This window comes from Streptomyces albireticuli (genome assembly GCF_021228125.1).
GTDB lineage: Bacteria > Actinomycetota > Actinomycetes > Streptomycetales > Streptomycetaceae > Streptomyces > Streptomyces albireticuli.
Genome location: NZ_JAJQQS010000004.1, coordinates 392,721 through 408,899, shown reverse-complemented (window position 1 = coordinate 408,899; position 16,179 = coordinate 392,721). Strand labels below are relative to the sequence as shown.

The following is a 16,179-nucleotide window of genomic DNA, read 5'->3' as shown; positions in this document are numbered from 1 at the left end:
GCCCGGCCGCCGGGGCGCCGCTCAGCGGTCCGGGGCGGCCCGGGCCCCCGGGAGAGGCAGATGGATCACCACGAGGGCCACGCCGCCCAGCGTGACATTGCGCGCGGCGGCCGCGAGGCCGTTCCACTTCGCGGACTGCCACATCGCGAACCACTCGCCGCCTATCGCGAGGAACCCCATCCCGAACAGCAGCAGGAACATCACCAGCCCCAGTGTGCTGACCCGCCGCGCCTTCGCGAACCCGCGGCCCCGGTCCCCGCGCGCGACCAGCCCGCGCGCCCACAGGGCCGTCCCCGCGAGCAGCGCCAGGGCGGTGAGCGTCTCCCAGGCGATGACGGCGACATAGGCGGCGTCCTGGAGGCCGCGGTCCGTGATCGCCCGCCACATCAGGTCGTCGTCCCGGAACGTCGTGTCCATCGCCAGGACGTGCCGGACGAACTCCTGGTTCGTGCCGAAGTCCGTGACGTTGCCGAACACAACCAGCGTCATGTACAGCGCCACGGTGGCGGTGAGCGCGGCGGCCGCGAGCGGCAGCGCGCGGGAAGCGGGGTGCCGGCCGCCGTCGGACATCACGCCTCCCCCTTCCGCTTCCCCGGCCCGCCCCGTCGCGCCGCGGCGGTCCCGTCCCGTATGCATGCCCGCGCCGACGGGGGCGTACGCGCGCGGCCCGGCCGGTCCGGCCCGGGTCCGGCGCCTAAGCGCTTGCTCAGGTCGCGGTATGGTGTTCGTCCCGCGGGCGGAGGGCCCGTGGCGGGCCGGGAGAGCGGGGCGTGGGATGGGCGCGGAGCCGAAGCGTACCGAGGAGTGGGCCGACGTCACACCGGACGCCGCCCGCCGGCTGGTCACCGCCGCCGTCGCGGCCTTCGCCGAGCGCGGCTACCACGCCACCACCACCCGGGACATCGCCGGCCGGGCCGGCATGAGCCCCGCCGCGCTCTACATCCACTACCGGACCAAAGAGGACCTGCTCTACCGGATCAGCATCGTCGGCCACCGGGCCGCCCTCGACCTGCTCCGGCGCGCGCGGCGCCCCGGCACCGACCCCGCCACCCGCCTCGCCGACGCCGTACGGGCCTTCGTCCGCTGGCACGCGGAGCACCACACCACCGCCCGTGTCGTGCAGTACGAGCTCGGGGCGCTCGGCGAGGAGCACTACGCCGAGATCGTCGGGCTGCGGCGCGAGACGGACGCGGAGATCCGGGCCGTCATCGAGGACGGCGTCGCCTCCGGCGACTTCGCCGTGCCGGACGTGCCCGGCACCACCGTCGCCGTCCTCTCCCTGTGCATCGACGTCGCCCGCTGGTTCAACGCGGAGGGCAAGCGCACCCCGGACGAGGTGGGCGAGCTCTACGCCGGCCTCGTCCTGCGCATGGTCGGCCACCGCGCGCCCTGACGTAAGGTCGTGACGTGCCGCAGATTTCGATCGATGTCCAGGAACTCACCGTCGGCCAGCTGTCCGCGCGCAGCGGCGCGGCGGTCTCCGCACTGCACTTCTACGAGTCGAAGGGCCTGATCAGCAGCCGTCGCACGGCCGGCAACCAGCGCCGCTTCGACCGCGACACCCTGCGCCGGGTCGCCTTCATCCGCGCCGCGCAGCGGGTCGGCATCCCGCTCGCGACCATCCGGGAGGCGCTCGCCGAGCTGCCCGACGAGCGCACGCCCAACCACGAGGACTGGGCGCGGCTCTCCGAGGCGTGGCGGGGCGAACTGGACGCCCGGATCCAGCAGCTGGGCCGGCTGCGGGACCACCTGGACGGCTGTATCGGCTGCGGGTGCCTGTCGCTGGAGAGCTGTGTGCTGTCCAACCCGGACGACCGCATCGGCCAGTTCGGCAGCGGCTCGCGGCTCCTGGTCGAACGGCGCGTCTGAGCGGCGCGTTTGAACGGGGTGCCTGAGCGGTGTGCCCGGGCGGTGTGCCCGGGCGGTGTGCCCGGGCGGTGTGCCCGGGCGGTGTGCCCGGGCGGTGTGCCCGGGCGGCCCGGCGGGGCCGGGGCCGCCCTCCGCGTCACCACATCGCGGGGTGCCGGCCCGCCCAGGGCCGGGCCTCCTCCAGCTGGGCCGCCAGCGAGATCAGCGTCGTCTCCGCGCCGTACCGGCCGCCCAGCATGACCCCGATCGGCAGCCCCTCCCCGGTCCAGTGCACCGGCACGCTCACCGCGGGCTGCCCGGTCGCGTTGTAGACCGGTGTGAACGGAGTGAACGGCAGCAGGGCGGCGAACTCCGCCGCCGGGTCCCGGTCGTCGCGCAGCCCTCCCACCGGCAGCGGCGGGGTCGCCAGCGTCGGGGACAGCAGCACGTCGTAACCGGTGCCGGGCGCCTGGAGCCCGTCGGCGATCAGCTGGCCCACGGCCCGCAGCCGGTACATGGCGGTGGCGAACTCCGCCCCGCCGACCCGGGCGCCCCGCTCCCGCAGCATCCGGGTGAAGGGCGTCAGCAGCTCCTCGCGCCCCTCCGGCACCGGCCGTATCGCGGCCACGATCTCCCAGACGCGGGTGAACGCCTCGCCCAGCGTCGGGTCGTCCGGCAGCGCCACCTCCTCGACCGTGTGGCCGAGCTCCCGCAGCAGTCCGGCCGTCTCCTCCGCCGCCCGGACGCACTCGGGGTGCGCCTCGACCCCCGGCACCGGCGGCCGGGTGAACAGCGCCACCCGCAGTCTCCCGGGCGCGCGCCGCGCCGCCGCGGCGAACGTCTCGCCCGGCGGCAGCGAGGGCGCGGTGTACGGATCGCCCGCCTCCGTCCCCGCGAGGACGTCCAGGAGCGCGGCCGCGTCCGCGACCGTACGGGCCAGCGGACCGGAGGTGGCGAGCCCGGTGACGTCGTGCAGGACCGGGCCGGAACTCACCCTGCCGCGGCTGGGCTTGATGCCGAAGAGGCCGCACGTCGACGCGGGGATGCGGATGGAGCCGCCGCCGTCGCTGCCGTGCGCCAGCGGCGCGAGCCCCGCCGCCACCGCGGCCGCCGCCCCGCCGCTCGAACCGCCCGCCGACCGGCCGAGGTCCCAGGGCGTACGGGCCGGCGGAGCGATGTCGTTCTCCGTGTGCGGGGGCAGCCCGAACTCCGGGGTGTTGGTCTTGCCGAGGAGAATCGTTCCTGCTTCCCGGAGGCGCCGCACCACGTGGTCGTCCACGGCCGGCATGTGGTCGGCCAGCGCCGCCGAGCCCATCGTGCACCGCACCCCGGCCACGTAGCTGAGGTCCTTCACCGGCACCGGCACCCCGTGCAGCGGGGGCAGCGGGCGGCCCTCCCGGCGGGCGGCCGCCGCCTCGCTCTCGGCGTCGGCCGCCTGCTTGCGGGCGATCTCCGGAGTGACGGTGACGAACGCCCCCACGGAGGCGTCCAGCCGCGCCACCCGGTCCAGGTAGTGCTCGGTCAGCTCGACGGGGGAGATCTTCCCCGCCCGTACCGCCTCCCCCTGCTCCAGCGCGGTCAGATCGTGCAGCTGCGTCATGCCGTCCGCCTTCTCGTCGCCCGATGTCGCCGTGCGCGGGCATCCTCGCACCGCGACCGGGCGGCGGCCACCCCTCCCCGGCGGCGGTCACCCCCTCGCCGGCGGCCGGTTCACACGGCCGCGTACCGGTCGGCGAACGCGCGGCGGCGGGCCGCGACCAGCGCCCCTGAGGAGAGCACGGGCACCGGCACCACGATGCCGCAGTCCGCGCAGACGGGGCCCTCCATCGGATACCGCTCCAGGTCGCAGCGCCATTCCAGCCGTTCCTGCGCGCACACCGGGCAGGCGTCGACGGGACCCGCCTCCATCGCGGCGATCACCCGGCGCAGGACGTCCGCCAGCCGTGGGCTCGGGAAGACCGTGGGGCTCACACAGGGCACGATGTCACAGCCGCCCCAGGTGTTGCGGTGCCAGTCGTCCAGGGCGCTGGGCTGCCGGATGCCGTCGTGCTTCTCGCGCTTGCGGCGGTCCGCGAAGGACGCCTCGTACGCCAGCCAGACCGCGCGGGCCTCCTCCAGCTCCGTCAGCGCGGCGATCAGCAGGGCCGGGTCGGGGGCCCGGTCGTCGGGGGCGAGCCCCGCCAGGGCGCACAGGTGGTGCCAGGTCGCCCGGTGCCCGTACGGCGCGAAGCGTTCGAGGCACTTGCGCAGGGAGGTCCGCCGCAAGGCGATGGTGTTCCGTGGATTGCGCACCTCTCGTGCGAGTGCTCTGAAACCTGCCACTGCATCCCACCTCCGACTGCGCGGACTCGGATCGACATGGAAGGGACGTAACGCGTCGCGATTCGGATCCCTCATGGCCGGATCCCGTCGGCGCGCTACGCGCCGCCTCCGCTCTGCTACCCCGAAGTCGCGCACAGATGTGGAGAGGTCGCACACACCGGCGGGCTTCGGTCAGCGGACGATCCGCCCCGCGAGCAGGACGACCCGCGCCAGTTCCGCGTGGCAGATGTCGCTGTGCGCGCCCGACGGCGGCCCGCCGCGGGAGACCACCGCCGACGCGTCGACGTTCGCGCAGCCGTCCGCCGGCAGCCCGCCGGCCAGCGCCTCCCGCAGCGAGAGCCGCGCGCAGCCGCCGACCGCCTGGATGCCGCCGTGCCCGAGCGCGCCCCACCGCGAGCCGTCCAGACCCAGCAGCGAGCCGTCGTCCCCGGACACCCGGGACGCGAGCGGATAGAGCACGCCCAGCGCCGTGTCGTGGCGCGAGTGACAGCACACCACCGGGCCCCGCACCCTGCGGTGCAGCCCGCCCAGCGCGCCGCCCCGGTCCGAGGCGAACGGCAGCCGGGGCGCGAAGGCGTAGTGCGAGAAGGCGCCCTGGAGCAGGGTGAGCGAGGCGACGCACGCCGCCTCCGCCGGCAGCCCGCGCAGCGCGAACGACACCAGGCGCGCCCCGAAGCTGTGCCCCGCCAGATGCACCCGCAGCCCGGGGGCGGACCGGGCGAGCTCCCCGAGCAGCGGGCCCAGCCCCACCCGCCCGACCGTTCCCGCGCGCCGCTTCATCGTGAAGTACGAGGTCTGGCGGAGCAGTTCGTAGGCGCCGTGCCAGAGCTTCTTCAGCCCGCCGCCGAACAGCTCGGGCGGCACGGCGCCCACGCTCGCCAGGGCCGCCGTGAAGCTCTCGCACACCCGCCGGGCGTCATCGGTGAGCATGGCGGGCGGGGCGTCCCCGATGTCGCCGTCTTCGTCCCCGCCGTACCGCCCGTCCCCGCCGTACCGCCCGTCCCCGCCGTACCGCCCGTCCACGGCGCCGGGCGGCCCCGGCGCCGCGAGCCCGCGGGCGAGCGCCGCGAACTCGTCCAGGGACGCCCGGTCCTCCGGCCTGCGCGCCAGCAGCTCCGCCAGCCGGTCGGCCACCGCCTCCTCGCAGGGCAGGATCTCGACCAGCGCCCGCCGGGTGGCCGGGTCGAGCGCCGGCGGGCACACCGCCGCCACCCGGTGCTCCGGGAAGTCCGGAATCGGTTCGTCCGCGAAGTGCATCGACGGCCAGAACACCCCGGCGTAGCCCACCCGCGCCCCGTCGGCCACGCCGCCCCCGCCGAGCACCCCCGGGAACGGCGCGAAGAAGCGGTCGTACAGCCGGGTGGCCGTCGACCGCTCGTTGTTCCAGCCGTGCGCGAACACCACCAGATCGGTCAGCCCCGCGCCGGCGGCCCCGCGTATCAGCGCGTCACGGTCGCCCGGCCGGATGTCCCCGGCGGCGTCGAACGTCAGCTCCCAGTACGGCTCCACACACATGCCCGCCATGGCAAGTCCCCCTTGAGGCGGTCCGCTGTGCGCGCATCGTCCCGCTGTCAAGGGGGCCTGTCCAGCCTTCTCCCGCCCTGTTCACGCTTCCGTGTGGGAGCGGGGCGCCGCTACGGGGCCAGCAGTCCGGCCTCCCGGACGCGGTGCAGGTGGATGAGGATGTCGTACGAGGACGCCAGCGCCGTCATACGCTCCGGCTCGGGGTAGGACGTGCCGATGTTGCGTGTGAGCCGGGCCTCTTCCAGCCACTTCCGCGCGGGGGCGGGCGCGGTCCGCATGTCCAGCGCGTAGTCGCGGTGGGGCACCCGGTCGAGGGTGTGCTCGTTGCTGCCGGGGCGCGCCGGGTCCAGCGTCACCACCCGCGTGCGCCCCTTGTCGTCCAGCGCGTTGAACGCGCCGCGGTCGAACGTCAGCCGTACGTTGACGTAGCCGCGGCCCAGCCGGTCGCGCAGGAACGCGCCCTGCATCCGGGGGTAGCTCCCCGGGTCGTCGGACACGTAGGAGACATGGGCGTTGTGCGCCGACAGGAGGACCTTGGCGCCCGTGCGCTCGTGCCACCAGGCGGTGTTGGCGGCCATCACCTCGTCCCGGTAGCGCATGCCGTCGGCGACGCCCTTCGGGTCCCCGAAGTCGAAGGCGTACATCCCGGCCACCTGCGAGATCGCCCGCGCGTGCTGCAGGGCGAGCTCGAACTCCCGCCGGTCGCCGTCCGCCCGCTGCCCGGCCAGCAGGTCGAGGGCGGTACGCGCGTCGGCGGCCATGGCGCGCCGCTCGGCGAGCGGGCGCTTGAGCAGGCCTTGCATGGCGTCGCCCACGCCGACCCCGGGAACGGGCCGCTGGGCGCGGTACAGCTCGGTGAGGCGGGGCAGCAGCGCCGGGTGGTGCGCGCGGACGTAGTCCGCCACCCGGTCGAAGGGCTCCGGGCCCGCGTAGGCCGCGTCGTTGCCGACGAAGTGGATCTTCCGCGCGTGCTGTGCGTTGTACGTCCGCATCCACTCGATCAGGTCCAGGTACTCACGGGTGTTCCACAGGCGGTACGCGTCCTGGAACTCCTCCCGCATGATCTTCCGTATGTCGCCCTTGCCGTGGACGACGTAGTCGTCGATCCGCAGCCCGGAGCTCCAGTTCGCCTCCAGCGCGAAGGCGGTGAAGCCCTTCTCCTCCACCAGGTAACGCAGGACGCGGTGCTTGTTGGCGAAGAACTCGTGCGAGCTGTGCGTGGCCTCGCCGAGCCCGACGACCTTCGCACCGCCGATCATGCGCCCGAGCGGCCGGAGATCGGCCGTCGGGCCCGTGGGCTCGGTGGTACGCAAGGGGTGGGCGGCGCTGGTGAGGGAGGGGATCGGGTCGGGGCCGGTGGTGGCGGCGGTGGCGGTGTTGGCGGCGGTCAGTGAGCCCAGGGTGAGCAGGACAGTGAGCAGCAGCGCCGGGCGGCGTGGGAATGCCATGGGTTCCCTCCTCGGAGGGTGGATGGACGGGTGACTGCCGTTCCACGGTGCCGGTGGGGGCGGGGTCGGGGCCATCCGATCGGCCCCCGGACGCGAGTGGGGTTTGCCCTACCTTGTGACGGCCGCCGCGCGGGGCCTTTCCCCGGCCCCGCCCCTTCCCGAATCCAGGGAGGTCCCCGGGCCCCGGTTCCGCGCTGCCGCGCGGTGGCCTCGAACGCCGGCCGGGCTGGATTTCGCCCTTGTCCGAAGCCGGCTCTCCGCAGGCCGGCTTTCCGCTGCGCCAGGGGCGGCCTTCCCGCCCGGTTCCGGGCAACTGCTCGGCCCGTCCGGCGATTGAGGACCGGGGCCCGGGGCGGAGCCCCGGTTCGGGAAGGGGCGGGTAGGGGACAAGGCCCCGCGCGGCGGCCCGCACCAACCGGCGTCAGTACAACAAGTACCGCTCCCGAACCTCCCGGAACGCCGCCAACCCCGCACTCCACGCCCCCACCACCTCGTCCACGGAACCCCCCTCCGACACCACCCTCCGCACCACCCCTGTCCCCGCCACCCGGTCCACCCACCCGTCCGCCCGCCACCCGAACCCGCCCCACACCCGCCGCGCCGTCACCAGCAGCGCCACCCCCGTCCGCACGGGGTCGTACACCCGCCGGTCGTACACATGGAGCTGGACGCCCCCGATCGTCCGCCCCTGGAACTTCGAGAACACCGGCACCGCGTACGCCTCCCGGAACCGCACCCCCGGCAGCCCCAGGGCGTTCGCCGCCTCCGCCCACCGGTGGTCGATGCCCTCCGCGCCGAGCAGTTCGAAGGGGCGGGTCGTGCCGCGCCCCTCGGAGAGGTTGGTGCCCTCGAACAGGCAGGTGCCCGCGTAGGCGAGCGCCGTGTCGGGGGTGGGCATGTTGGGGCTCGGCGGCACCCAGGGCAGTCCGGTCGCGTCGAAGAAGTCGTCGCGCCGCCAGCCCGCCATCCGCACCGTCTCCGGACCCACGGCCCCGCCCAGGTACTCCCCGTCGAACAGCAGCGCGAGCTCGGCGACGGTCATGCCGTGCATCAGCGCGAGGGGCTCACGGCCCACGCCCGAGGCCAGGGCCCGGTCGAGCACCGGCCCGTACGCCCCGCGCCCCGTCAAGGGGTTGGGGCGGTCCAGGACCATCAGGCGGACGCGCGCGAGGGCGGCGGCGGCCATGCAGTCGTAGAGCGTCCAGATGTAGGTGTAGCAGCGGGTCCCCACGTCCTGGATGTCAAAGACGACCGTGTCCACCCCGGCGCGCGCGAAGACCTCCGCGAGCTGCCGGGGGCTCCGCCCGTAGGTGTCGTGCACCGGCAGCCCCGTCGCCGGGTCGCGGTACGAACCCTCCGAGCCCCCCGCCTGCGCCGTGCCCCGGAAGCCGTGCTCCGGCCCGAACACGGCCCGGAGGTCGACCCGGTCGTCCTCGTGCAGCACGTCCACGAGGTGACGGAGGTCCGCCGTGACCCCGGTGGGGTTGGTGACCACGCCCACGCGCCGCCCCGCGAGCCGGGCGAACCCCTCCCCGGCCAGCCTGTCGAAGCCCGTCCGCACCCGGGGCCGGCGGGGGAGCGCCCGGGCCGGCTCCGGCGGGAGCGCGACCGCTCCGCCGGCCGCGGTGGCCAGGACCTGTCGCCGTGTCAGCGGGCGTGCGCACGGGGGCCGTCCCCCGGAAGAGTGCGGCATGGACAGGAACGCTAGCCCGTCGGTACCCCTGACCGGCACCATTGCGGAGGGCGCGCCTCCAGGCCCGTCCCGGCGGGCCGCCGCACCCTTCCGCTCGTACATACCGACTGGTTAGTCTGCCGGTGGAGCGGATCCGAGCCGAGGGAGCGAGCGTGGGCACAGTGCGGGACGCCGGAGTCGTGGTCACCGGAGCCGGAGGCGGCATAGGTGCCGCCCTCGCCCGCAGATTCGCCGCCGAGGGCGCCCGCGTCGTGGTCAACGACCTGGACGTCGCCAAGGCCGAGGCGGTGGCCGAGGAGATCGGCGCGATCGCCGTCCCCGGCGACGCCTCCGGCGTCGTCCCCGCCGCCCGTAAGGCACTCGGCGGCCGGGTCGACATCTACTGCGCCAACGCGGGCGTGGCCCCCGCCGGCGGCCCCGAGGCCGACGAGGACGTGTGGGAGGCCGCCTGGGACGTCAATGTCATGGCGCACGTCCGGGCGGCCCGCGAGCTGCTCCCCGAGTGGCTGGACCGAGGCAGCGGCCGCTTCGTCGCCACCGTCTCCGCCGCCGGGCTCCTCACCATGCTCGGCTCGGCCCCGTACAGCGTCTCCAAGCACGCCGCGCTCGCCTTCGCGGAGTGGCTCTCGCTCACCTACCGCCACTGCGGCGTCGACGTCCACGCCATCTGCCCGCAGGGCGTGCGCACGGACATGCTGCGCGGCACCGGCGCCGCCGGCGAGCTGGTGCTCGTCCCCACCGCGATCGAGCCCGCGCAGGTCGCGGACGCCCTCTTCGAGGGCATGGCGGCGGGCCGCTTCCTGATCCTGCCGCACCCCGAGGTCGCCGACTACTACGCGGCGCGCGCCACCGACCCCGACCGCTGGCTGCGCGGCATGAACCACCTCCAGCGCCGCCTCGAGGAAGTGCCGGGCCAGGGGGTGGGCAGATGACCTCGGCGGACACCGCCCCCCTGACCGGGGGCGCGGCCGGTGACGACGCGAGACCGGTGCCGCAGCGGCTGCTGGCCGCCGCCACCCGGCTCTTCGCCGACCGGGGCTACGACCGCACGTCCGTCCAGGAGATCGTCGAGGCGGCGGGCGTCACCAAGGGCGCCCTGTACCACTACTTCGGCTCCAAGGACGACCTGCTGCACGAGGTGTACGGGCGCGTCCTGCGCCTCCAGCAGGAGCGGCTCGACGCCTTCGCGGAGGCGGACGCGCCCGTGGAGCGGCGGCTGCGCGCCGCCGCCGCGGACGTCGTCGTCACCACCCTGGAGAACCTCGACGACACGAAGATCTTCTTCCGGTCGATGCACCACCTCGGCCCCGAGAAGCTCGCCCAGGTCCGGGCGGAGCGGCGCCGCTACCACGAGCGCTTCCGCGCGCTGGTCGAGGAGGGCCAGCGCGCCGGCGTCTTCACCGCCGCCACCCCGGCCGACCTGGTGGTGGACTACCACTTCGGCTCCGTCCACCACCTGGGGAGCTGGTACCACGCGGGAGGCGCGCTGGGCCCGCACGAGGTCGCGGACCACCTGGCGGACATGCTGCTGAGGGTGCTGCGGCCGTAGCCCCCGGCGCGGGAGCCTCACCCGCACGGAGCCGAGGGGCGCCCTCCCGCGTCCTCGCGCGTGGGGGAGTTCCGCCCCCACGCGTGCGGGCTCCGCCCTCCGGCCCTGTCCGTGCGGGGTTCCGCCCCTACGCGTACCGCCGCAACTCCCGCCGCGCCAGGGACCGCTGGTGCACCTCGTCCGGCCCGTCCGCCAGCCGCAGCGTCCGCGCCGCCGCCCACAGCTCCGCCAGCGGGAAGTCCTGGCTCACCCCGCCCGCCCCGTGCAGCTGCACCGCCTTGTCCAGGATCCCGGCCACCGTCCGCGGGGTCGCGATCTTGATGGCCTGGATCTCGGTGTGCGCCCCGCGGTTGCCGACCGTGTCCATCAGCCACGCGGTCTTGAGCACCAGCAGCCGCAGCTGCTCCACCGCGACCCGGGAGTCGGCGATCCACTCCTGGACGACGCCCTGCTGCCCCAGCGGCTTGCCGAACGCGGTACGGGACACCGCCCGTCGGCACATCAGCTCGATCGCCCGCTCGGCCATGCCGATCAGCCGCATGCAGTGGTGGATCCGGCCGGGCCCGAGCCGGGCCTGGGCGATGGCGAAGCCGCCGCCCTCCTCGCCGATGAGATGCGTGGCCGGGACGCGGACGCCGTCGAGGACGACCTCGGCGTGACCGCCGTGGTAGTGGTCCTCGTAGCCGTACACCCGCATGGCCCGGCGGACGGTGAGCCCCGGGGTGTCCCGGGGGACCAGGATCATCGACTGCTGACGGCGCGGGTCCGCGCCCTCCGGATCCGTCTTCCCCATGACGATGAAGATCTCGCACGCGGGGCTCATGGCGCCGGAGATGTACCACTTCCGGCCGGTGATGACGTAGTCCGCGCCGTCGCGCTCGATCCGCGTCCCGATGTTGGTGGCGTCCGAGGAGGCGACCTCCGGCTCGGTCATCGCGAACGCCGAGCGGATGTCACCGGCCAGCAGCGGCTCCAGCCACCGCTTCCGCTGCTCCTCGGTGCCGAACTGCGCGAGCAGCTCCATGTTCCCGGTGTCCGGGGCCGCGCAGTTCAGGGCCGTGGGCGCGAGCTGGGGGCTGCGGCCGGTGATCTCGGCGAGCGGCGCGTACCGGAGGTTGGTCAGCCCGGCGCCGTACTCCTCGCCGGGGAGGCCGTGCTGGTTGGTGAGGAAGAGGTTCCACAGCCCCCGGCGCCGCGCCTCCGCCTTGAGCTCCTCGACGACCGGTGGGGTGTCCCAGGGGGAGGCCAGGGCGGCCCGCTGCTCCTCCGCGACCGCCTCCGCCGGATACACGTGCTCGTCCATGAAGGCCAGCAGCTCGCCGCGGAGCTCCTCGGTACGCGCGTCGAATGCGAAGTCCATGGTCGCTCAGCCCTCCTGAAGGGTGGTGAGGCCGTTGTCGATGAAGAGCGGGACGAGGGCGCCTATCCGGTCGAAGCCCGCGCCGACGGTCTGCCCGAGGGTGTAGCGGTAGTGGATGCCTTCGAGGATCACGGCGAGCTTGAAGTAGGCGAAGGCGGTGTACCAGGGCAGCGCCGACACGTCGCGGCCCGAGCCGGCCGCGTAGCGCTCGACGATCTCCGCGGGGTCGGGGTGGCCCGGGGCGCCCCGGGTGGTGCTGATCGGGGAGCCGGGCACGGCCTCCTGCTCGCTGTACATCACCAGCAGGCCGAGGTCGGTGAGCGGGTCGCCGAGGGTGGACATCTCCCAGTCCAGGACCGCGCGCACCGAGTCATCGGCGCCGGTCAGGACGTTGTCGAGGCGGAAGTCGCCGTGCACGACGGTGGCCGCGGGGGAGTGCGGAAGCGCCTCGCCGAGCGCCGCGTGGAGCGCGTCGATGCCGGGCAGCTCCCGATCGCGCGAGGCTTCCAGCTGCTTGCCCCAGCGCCGCAGCTGCCGCTCCAGGAACCCCTCGGGCCGCCCGAAGTCCGCGAGGCCGGCCGCCGCCGGGTCCACCGCGTGCAGCTGTACGAGCGTGTCGGCGAGGCCCAGCACCACCCGGCGGGTGCGCTCCGGGCCGAGCGCCGTGAGCTGCTCGGCCGTGCGGAACGGGGTGCCCTCGACGAACTCCATGACGTAGAACGGCGATCCGATCACGGACTCGTCCTCGCACAGCAGCAGGGGCTCCGGCACGGGGACGGCCGTCGGGTGCAGCGCGCTGATCACCCGGTGCTCGCGCCTCATGTCGTGCGCGGTGGCCAGCACATGTCCCAGGGGCGGGCGCCGCACCACCCAGCGGCCCACCCCGTCCGTGACCGCGTAGGTCAGGTTGGAGCGGCCGCCTTCGATGAGCTCGGCGGTGAGCGGCCCCCGCACCAACCCCGGCGCCTCCCGCTCCAGATGCGCGCGCAGCGCCTCCGGATCGAGCCCCGGCGGGCCGTCCTCGCCGCTCGGCGGGCCGGCCGGAGGGGATGTCGCGGGGCTGGTCGGGCGGCTCGGCGGATGGCTCATCGACTGCTCCTCCAGGGGGATCGAGCCCGCGGGCGGTACCGTTCGGGATCATCATGCCGACCAGTCGGTATGCCGTCCAGAGGGCATCGCTTCCCCATGTCCCCCGACCGGCCCCGGAGCGCCGGGTTCAGGCGTGGCAGGCCATCGGCCGCCCGCCGTTCATGATCTGCATGTCGCCGAGGACGGTGGGCAGGTCGAGCGGGGAGCCCAGCGGCAGACCGTCCAGCTCGGCGTACGCGCGGTGGATGTTGGCGACCAGCCGCTCGCCCTCGCGCAGCGCCGCGAACTCGCCGAGGTCCGTCGCCCGGGCGACCTCCAGCGGGGTGCGGCCGGCCGCGCGCCCGTCGCGCGCGAGCTCCTCGACCCAGCGGAAGTAGCGCTCCAGAGTGTCGTACACCCCGGGGTCGGTGACCCGGCCGTGGCCGGGCACGACGGTCCCGGCGTCGAGTCCGCGCAGGATCTCCAGCGAGCGCAGCGAGCCGCTGAGGGAGCCCATGAGGAGGAAGGGCGTACCGCCGTTGAAGACGAGGTCGCCGGTGAAGACGACGCCCTGCCCGGGCAGCCAGGCGATGGTGTCCCCGACGGTGTGGGCGGGGCCCGGGTGGATCAGCCGCACCTCGGTGTCGCCGAGGTGCAGGGTCATCTCCTCGGTGTACGTGACGGTGGGCGGCGCCACCGTCACGTCGCCGTACTCGACGCCCGGCCAGATGGCGTGCAGCTGGAGCCCCGCGGCGAGCGTTTCGGAGCGGCAGGCGGCGTGCCCGACGACCGTGGCCTCGGGGAAGACGAAGTTGCCGTAGGTGTGGTCGCCGTGGTGATGGGTGTTGACGACCGTGGTGGGCGGTGCCGCGCCCTCCGCGAGCGCGGCGTCCCGCAGCAGCCGGGCCCGGCGCTCGGTCGCGGCGGTGTCGATCAGCGCTGTGCGGCCGCCGCCCGTGAGGATCCCCGCGTTGTTCAGGCACCAGCCGCCGTCGGGCTGGACGAAGGCGCGGACGCCGGGGGCGAGGGGGACGGTGTAGGGCTCCGTCCCCTCCGCGAGGGCGTCGGTGGTGGGCGTGATGGTCATCGTGGCCTCCCCTCGCCGTCCGCGCGGGGTGCGCGGATCGGACTGCCCGTCAGAATACGGGCGCTGTCCGTCCGCTTGTGCAGGTGCCGGGGAGGCGGCGCCGGGCGGCGTTCGGGGTGACGGCCCGTCTCAGGCGCGGTGCTCCATGCCCGGCCGGAGTCGTTCCAGCAGCCCGTAGAGGGTGGTGCGCTCGTCCTCGTCCAGGGCGTCGAGGGCCGTGTGGGTGGCCTGCATCTCGGCCCGGACGCGGTGGATGGTCTCGCGGCCCTCGTCGGTGGCCACGACGTTCTTCACCCGCCGGTCGGCCGGGTCGGGCTCGCGGCGGACCAGGCCGCGCGCCTCGAGGCGGTCGACGATGCCGGTGACGTTGGAGGCGTCGCAGACCAGGAGGGTGGCGAGGCCGCGCATCGGGACCGGGCCCTTGAGCTGGGCGAGCAGCTTGGCCTGGACGGAGGTCAGGCCGTGTCGGCCCGCGGCGGCGGCGAAGTCCTGCCACTGGGCGGTGCCGAGCGCCGCCACCAGCTCCAGGAGCTGGGCCTTGGTCGGGGGCTGGGGAGTGGTGGCGGTCATGACGTGAAGTGTACTCAAGAGGTTGAGGTCTTAAAACATTAACTTGACTACCTGAAGTATTCCGGCCTAACCTCTGGCGAGTTGCTTGACCACATCAAGCATCCATGTGCTGAATTAATTCGGTCGTGAAACAACCGGTCGTGAAACAACCCGGTCATGAAGCAACGAGAAGGACCCCGCCACCCATGAGCTCCCCAGCCACCGCCACCCCGAGCCGGTCCGCCGGCGGGCAGGGCAACGAGACGGTCATCGTCTTCGCCCTGAGCCTCGCCGCCATGGTCGTCTCGATGATGCAGACGCTGGTCGTGCCGATCCTCGGCCTCATCCAGAACGACCTGGAGACGACCTCCTCCAACGTGAGCTGGGTCACGACCGCCACCCTGCTCTCCGCCGCCGTCTTCACCCCGCTGCTCGGCCGCTTCGGCGACCAGCACGGAAAGAAGAAGACCCTCGTCGGCGTGCTGATGGTGATGGTCGCGGGCTCCGTCCTCGCGGCCGTCACCCACTCCCTCCTCTGGCTGATCGTCGGCCGCGTCCTCCAGGGCGCCGCGACCGCGATCTTCCCGCTCGCCCTGTCCGTACTCCGCGAGGAGGTGCGCCCCGCCAAGCTGCCCGGCGCCATGGCCATGGTCAGCGGCACCCTCGCCTTCGGCAGCGGCCTCGCGCTCGTCGCCACCGGCCTGCTCACCTCGGGCGACGACCCCGACTACCGCAGCGCCTTCTGGCTGGCCACCGGCCTCGCCGCCCTCGCGCTCATCGCCGTCGCCACCCTGGTGCCCGCCACCAAGGAGACCACCGGCGGGCGCACGGACGTCCTCGGCGCGCTCACCCTCGCCGGCACCCTCGTCCTGCTCCTGCTGCCCATCACGCAGGGCCACGAGTGGGGCTGGTCCTCCGCCCGCACGATCGGCTGCTTCGCAGGCGCCGTGGTCATGGCCGCCCTGTGGACGTTCGTGGAGCGCAAGGTCCGTGAGCCGCTGGTCGACATGAAGATGTTCGCCCACCGCCCGGTGCTCTTCGCCAACGTCGCGGGCCTGCTCGTCGGCTTCGGCTCCTTCGCCCTCTTCATCGGCGTCTCGTACCTCGTCCAGATGCCCTCGAAGGTCGCGGGCTACGGCTTCGACGCCAGTGTCCTGCGCGCCTCCGTCGAGTTCCTGCTGCCCAGCACGATCGTCTCGCTGCTCGCCGCCCCCGTCGGCGGCCAGCTCGTCCGCCACAAGGGCCCGCGCCTGGTCCTGCTGCTGGCCTCGCTCATCGGCACCGCGGGCTTCGTCTGGATCGCCCTGGACCACGAGCACGCCTTCTCCGTGATCGCCGCCGGCATGTTCGTCGGCGCGGCCATCAGCTTCGGCTACGCCGCCATGCCCGCCGTGATCGTCGCCAGCGTGCCGCACCACCAGACCGGCATAGCCAACGGCATCAACTCCATCTCCCGCTCCACCGGCAGCGCCATCGGCAGCGCCATGATCACCACGGTGCTGGCCTCCAAGAGCGTCGAGCACCTCCCGCCGGGCGTGCCGAAGCTGCCCGCCGAGAGCCAGTTCTCGCTCACCTTCGTCATCGCGGGCACGGCGTTCCTGCTCGTCGCCTTCGTCGCCTGGACGGGCCTGCGGAAGATCCACGGCCCGCGCCCCGCCGCGGTGGCGGCCGGTGCCACCGCGAAGGACGCCGGGACCGCACCGGCCCGCGCCTGACCCCGACCCACCCCCC

General features: G+C 74.2%; 15 protein-coding genes. 5 read left to right on the top strand and 10 right to left on the bottom strand.

Going from position 1 to position 16,179, the window contains the following annotated elements; translation table 11 throughout:
• Positions 1–21: 21 nt before the first annotated feature.
• Positions 22–570, bottom strand: coding sequence for a DUF2165 domain-containing protein (locus LUZ64_RS10220; protein WP_095582407.1), 549 nt, complete (start codon positions 568–570; stop codon positions 22–24).
• A gap of 205 nt (positions 571–775) precedes the next feature.
• Here LUZ64_RS10220 and LUZ64_RS10215 point away from each other — a divergent pair, with 205 nt between their 5' ends.
• The gene (locus LUZ64_RS10215; protein WP_095582408.1) at positions 776–1,393 is read left to right on the top strand and encodes a TetR/AcrR family transcriptional regulator; all 618 of its coding nucleotides are present in this window, start codon (positions 776–778) and stop codon (positions 1,391–1,393) included.
• A 14-nt stretch (positions 1,394–1,407) separates the two neighbouring features.
• Positions 1,408–1,869 carry a redox-sensitive transcriptional activator SoxR gene (gene soxR, locus LUZ64_RS10210; RefSeq protein WP_087928793.1) on the top strand — a complete coding sequence of 154 codons (462 nt, stop codon included), beginning with the start codon at positions 1,408–1,410 and terminating at the stop codon, positions 1,867–1,869.
• A gap of 136 nt (positions 1,870–2,005) precedes the next feature.
• On the opposite strand, the gene LUZ64_RS10205 is transcribed toward soxR, so the two are convergent.
• The 5 genes from LUZ64_RS10205 to LUZ64_RS10185 form a co-directional block, all read right to left on the bottom strand.
• Positions 2,006–3,448: an amidase gene (locus tag LUZ64_RS10205; RefSeq protein WP_095582409.1), complete on the bottom strand. Its 1,443-nt coding sequence runs from the start codon at positions 3,446–3,448 to the stop codon at positions 2,006–2,008.
• A gap of 110 nt (positions 3,449–3,558) precedes the next feature.
• The gene (locus LUZ64_RS10200; RefSeq protein WP_095582410.1) at positions 3,559–4,170 is read right to left on the bottom strand and encodes a hypothetical protein; all 612 of its coding nucleotides are present in this window, start codon (positions 4,168–4,170) and stop codon (positions 3,559–3,561) included.
• 171 nt (positions 4,171–4,341) lie between these two features.
• Entirely contained in the window at positions 4,342–5,694 is a 1,353-nt protein-coding gene (locus LUZ64_RS10195) for an alpha/beta hydrolase family protein (RefSeq protein ID WP_095582411.1), read from the bottom strand.
• 110 nt (positions 5,695–5,804) lie between these two features.
• On the bottom strand, positions 5,805–7,142 hold the full coding sequence (locus tag LUZ64_RS10190; protein ID WP_095582412.1) for an erythromycin esterase family protein: 1,338 nt from the start codon (positions 7,140–7,142) through the stop codon (positions 5,805–5,807).
• A gap of 421 nt (positions 7,143–7,563) precedes the next feature.
• Complete coding sequence (locus LUZ64_RS10185; protein ID WP_232390405.1) at positions 7,564–8,835, bottom strand: exo-beta-N-acetylmuramidase NamZ family protein; 1,272 nt, start codon at positions 8,833–8,835, stop codon at positions 7,564–7,566.
• Between the two features lie 152 nt (positions 8,836–8,987).
• Here LUZ64_RS10185 and LUZ64_RS10180 point away from each other — a divergent pair, with 152 nt between their 5' ends.
• Positions 8,988–9,767: an SDR family oxidoreductase gene (locus tag LUZ64_RS10180; RefSeq protein WP_087928799.1), complete on the top strand. Its 780-nt coding sequence runs from the start codon at positions 8,988–8,990 to the stop codon at positions 9,765–9,767.
• Positions 9,764–10,384 (top strand): TetR/AcrR family transcriptional regulator, encoded by a 621-nt coding sequence (locus tag LUZ64_RS10175; protein ID WP_095579169.1) that lies wholly within the window; start codon positions 9,764–9,766, stop codon positions 10,382–10,384. Before LUZ64_RS10180 ends, LUZ64_RS10175 begins: the two co-directional genes overlap by 4 nt.
• A gap of 127 nt (positions 10,385–10,511) precedes the next feature.
• Here the strand turns inward: LUZ64_RS10175 and LUZ64_RS10170 are convergent, their stop codons facing one another.
• From LUZ64_RS10170 to LUZ64_RS10155, 4 genes are all read right to left on the bottom strand, one after another.
• Positions 10,512–11,744 (bottom strand): acyl-CoA dehydrogenase family protein, encoded by a 1,233-nt coding sequence (locus tag LUZ64_RS10170; RefSeq protein ID WP_095579168.1) that lies wholly within the window; start codon positions 11,742–11,744, stop codon positions 10,512–10,514.
• Between the two features lie 6 nt (positions 11,745–11,750).
• Positions 11,751–12,833 (bottom strand): phosphotransferase family protein, encoded by a 1,083-nt coding sequence (locus LUZ64_RS10165; RefSeq protein WP_095579167.1) that lies wholly within the window; start codon positions 12,831–12,833, stop codon positions 11,751–11,753.
• Between the two features lie 127 nt (positions 12,834–12,960).
• Positions 12,961–13,899 (bottom strand): MBL fold metallo-hydrolase, encoded by a 939-nt coding sequence (locus tag LUZ64_RS10160; protein WP_095579166.1) that lies wholly within the window; start codon positions 13,897–13,899, stop codon positions 12,961–12,963.
• 129 nt (positions 13,900–14,028) lie between these two features.
• Complete coding sequence (locus LUZ64_RS10155) at positions 14,029–14,469, bottom strand: MarR family winged helix-turn-helix transcriptional regulator (RefSeq protein WP_095579165.1); 441 nt, start codon at positions 14,467–14,469, stop codon at positions 14,029–14,031.
• Positions 14,470–14,654: 185 nt separating this feature from the next.
• Here LUZ64_RS10155 and LUZ64_RS10150 point away from each other — a divergent pair, with 185 nt between their 5' ends.
• Positions 14,655–16,163 carry an MFS transporter gene (locus LUZ64_RS10150; protein ID WP_095579164.1) on the top strand — a complete coding sequence of 503 codons (1,509 nt, stop codon included), beginning with the start codon at positions 14,655–14,657 and terminating at the stop codon, positions 16,161–16,163.
• The last annotated feature ends 16 nt before the right edge of the window (positions 16,164–16,179 follow it).

Excerpts from the sequence above, each read along its gene's own strand:
- LUZ64_RS10220 (WP_095582407.1), bottom strand. The coding sequence starts at position 570 with ATGTCCGACGGCGGCCGGCACCCCGCTTCCCGCGCGCTGCCGCTCGCG.
- LUZ64_RS10215 (WP_095582408.1), top strand. The coding sequence starts at position 776 with ATGGGCGCGGAGCCGAAGCGTACCGAGGAGTGGGCCGACGTCACACCG.
- LUZ64_RS10205 (WP_095582409.1), bottom strand. The coding sequence starts at position 3,448 with ATGACGCAGCTGCACGATCTGACCGCGCTGGAGCAGGGGGAGGCGGTA.
- LUZ64_RS10195 (WP_095582411.1), bottom strand. The coding sequence starts at position 5,694 with ATGGCGGGCATGTGTGTGGAGCCGTACTGGGAGCTGACGTTCGACGCC.
- LUZ64_RS10190 (WP_095582412.1), bottom strand. The coding sequence starts at position 7,142 with ATGGCATTCCCACGCCGCCCGGCGCTGCTGCTCACTGTCCTGCTCACC.
- LUZ64_RS10185 (WP_232390405.1), bottom strand. The coding sequence starts at position 8,835 with ATGCCGCACTCTTCCGGGGGACGGCCCCCGTGCGCACGCCCGCTGACA.
- LUZ64_RS10175 (WP_095579169.1), top strand. The coding sequence starts at position 9,764 with ATGACCTCGGCGGACACCGCCCCCCTGACCGGGGGCGCGGCCGGTGAC.
- LUZ64_RS10170 (WP_095579168.1), bottom strand. The coding sequence starts at position 11,744 with ATGGACTTCGCATTCGACGCGCGTACCGAGGAGCTCCGCGGCGAGCTG.
- LUZ64_RS10165 (WP_095579167.1), bottom strand. The coding sequence starts at position 12,833 with ATGAGCCATCCGCCGAGCCGCCCGACCAGCCCCGCGACATCCCCTCCG.
- LUZ64_RS10160 (WP_095579166.1), bottom strand. The coding sequence starts at position 13,899 with ATGACCATCACGCCCACCACCGACGCCCTCGCGGAGGGGACGGAGCCC.
- LUZ64_RS10155 (WP_095579165.1), bottom strand. The coding sequence starts at position 14,469 with ATGACCGCCACCACTCCCCAGCCCCCGACCAAGGCCCAGCTCCTGGAG.
- LUZ64_RS10150 (WP_095579164.1), top strand. The coding sequence starts at position 14,655 with ATGAGCTCCCCAGCCACCGCCACCCCGAGCCGGTCCGCCGGCGGGCAG.